This window comes from Bowmanella yangjiangensis (genome assembly GCF_017255015.1).
Classification (GTDB): Bacteria; Pseudomonadota; Gammaproteobacteria; order Enterobacterales; family Alteromonadaceae; genus Bowmanella; species Bowmanella yangjiangensis.
In genome coordinates this window covers 1-2,424 of record NZ_JAFKCS010000114.1, presented here as the reverse complement: position 1 = coordinate 2,424, position 2,424 = coordinate 1, and the positions used below count along the sequence as shown (strand labels likewise).

Here is a 2,424-nt window from a genome sequence, read left to right as displayed (position 1 = left end):
CGGTGTATCTGGCGGCTTTCTGTTTGATGATTACAGCAACATCGTCACCAATGCTTTTGTACAAATAAAAGAGCTCAACGTTGCCAGTCTGTGGAGGGCTTCCCACGGCTATTCCGATGACACCCGCCAGTTGGCCATGGTCAGCTTTGCCCTGAATGCTTATTGGGCCGGTATTCACCCCTGGGCCTATAAAGTCACCGGCCTGTTGGTGCATGCTGTCAATGCGGTATTGGTGTACTGGCTGGCGCTTCGTTTGCTGGCTTTTAGCCCGCGTATTCAATCCGGGCAACGGCCAATGGCGGCACTGGCACTGGCACTGGTCTGGGCACTGCACCCGATTCAGGTGTCTTCGGCCCTGTATGTAGTGCAGCGCATGGAGACCCTGTGCGTCACCTTTTTGTTTATTGCCCTGTTGCTGTATTTGCGCATACGCGACAACCAGATCACTGGCCAGCCGGTCAAGTTCTGGTTGTGGTCGGGGTTGCTGCTCAGCTTTGTGCTGGCGGCCCTGTTCAAGGAGAGCGCGGTTTTACTGCCGCTGTTTTGCCTGGCGTTGGAAGCAACCGTGCTGGGCTTTGCCGGCAGTAGCGGTCAGCGCCGCTTCTGGCGTATCAGCTATGGTGCGGGCTCTGCTTTAGCGCTGTTGGCTTTTGTTTTTTGGGCAGTACCGCATTACTCCAGCCTGGAGCCCTACGGCGGGCGTGACTTTAATACTGTCGAGCGTCTGCTGACTCAAGGGCGCGTGCTTTGGTTGTACATTCAGCAAATGCTGCTGCCACTGCCGCAAACCATCTATTTTTATTACGACGATATGGCCGTGTCTCGTGGCTGGTTGCAACCGTTGACCACTCTACCTGCCGTTGTTGGCTTAGTGCTGCTATTTGCTCTGGCCGTTTACTGGCGTAAGCGTTTTACGTTGGCAGCGCTAGGTGTCTTCTGGTTTTTTGCCGCGCACTTTATCACCAGTAACATAATCGGTTTGGAAATGGTGTTTGAGCACCGCAACTACTTTGCTCTGTTTGGCGTTTTGCTGCTGGTGGTTGAGCTGATTAGCCGTTTGCCGGTGCGTGATGGTCCGGCCATTAAGTATGTGGGTGTGACCGTGCTGGTGCTGGGAGTAGGGTTTCTGGGCGTAGTACGGGCTGCCACCTGGGGCAATCCTATTTTGCTGGCCACGGATATGACCTCGAAAAACCCCAACTCGGCGAGGGCTGCAATGGATATGGGGGTAGCTTACTTTGAGCTGTCTGGTGGTGACTCAAGTTCACCTTTTTACCATTTCGCAGCTCGACAATTTGAACGAGCTTCGGCATTGAAAAGTGCCAGTACACTGCCTGATGTCAACCTGATCCTGATGCACGGGGCTGCCGGCTTTCCCGAAGAGCTTGTAGATATTGATGCCGTCTGGCGGCGCTATTTGCAGCGTTTGCAGGCACTGCATCTTAGTGTTGAAACCCGTGATTCGGTCTGGTCATTGCTGGAACAGCGGCTGAATGCCCGTGACATCGACGATGACAGGCTGCAGCGGGCCATGACAATTATTTTTGAGCGTCAAGAGCAACCGGACTACCGTCATGCCATGATGGCCGATTATCTGCTTTTGCATTTGGGCAAGCACGAACAAGCCGAGGCACATTACCGCTTGGCTATCAGCAAAGCGCGAGAAAACGGCAACCAACAACTGATTGAGCGTATTGCTGCTGATCTGGCCGCATCCGGCTATTCCCAACTGGCCAGCGATCTCACCGGATTAACCATAGCGCCCGAAGATATTTTGCTCGACAGATTGAGGCTGGACAGCACTCTGTTGCAACAACTCAATCAGGGGGATAACTAATGCAGGGTTTATCCATCATCCTACCCGCAAAAAATGAATCTGCCGCCATCAGCGCAACCGTTAGTGGCATTCGCCAACACTACCCGAATGCCGAGGTGATAGTGGTCAACGACGGCTCCACTGACGGTACGGCAACGGTTGCCGAGGCTGCTGGTGCCAGGGTGGTCCATCACCCCTACAGCAAGGGTAACGGTGCGGCGATCAAGACCGGAGCGCGAGCGGCCAGTGGTGAGATCATCGTATTCATGGATGCCGACGGCCAGCATGACCCAGCTGATATCGCGCGCTTGCTAGAGGTGCTTGAGCAAGGCCATGACATGGTGGTTGGGGCGCGTCAGAAAGGTTCACAGGCCAGCTTCGGTCGCGGCTTGGCCAATGGATTTTATAACAAGCTCGCCAGTTGGATGACCGGGCACCGTATCGAGGACCTCACCTCCGGCTTCCGAGCTGTTCGGGCAGATAAGTTTCGCGAGTTTCTTTATCTGTTACCCAACGGCTTCTCTTACCCCACCACCAGCACCATGGCTTTTTTTCGGGCGGGTTATTCGGTGGCTTATGTACCGATTCACGCTGCCCAGCGTATCGGC

2 protein-coding genes are annotated in these 2,424 nt (G+C 54.6%); both read left to right on the top strand.

The features are described 5' to 3' along the window. Positions 1-1,837, top strand: a 1,837-nt coding sequence (locus tag J0A65_RS22350) for a hypothetical protein (RefSeq protein ID WP_206596526.1), incomplete at its 5' end; no start/stop codon positions are given. Then, on the top strand, positions 1,837-2,424 hold a 588-nt coding region (locus J0A65_RS22345), incomplete at its 3' end, for a glycosyltransferase family 2 protein (protein WP_206596525.1). The genes J0A65_RS22350 and J0A65_RS22345, both read left to right, overlap by 1 nt.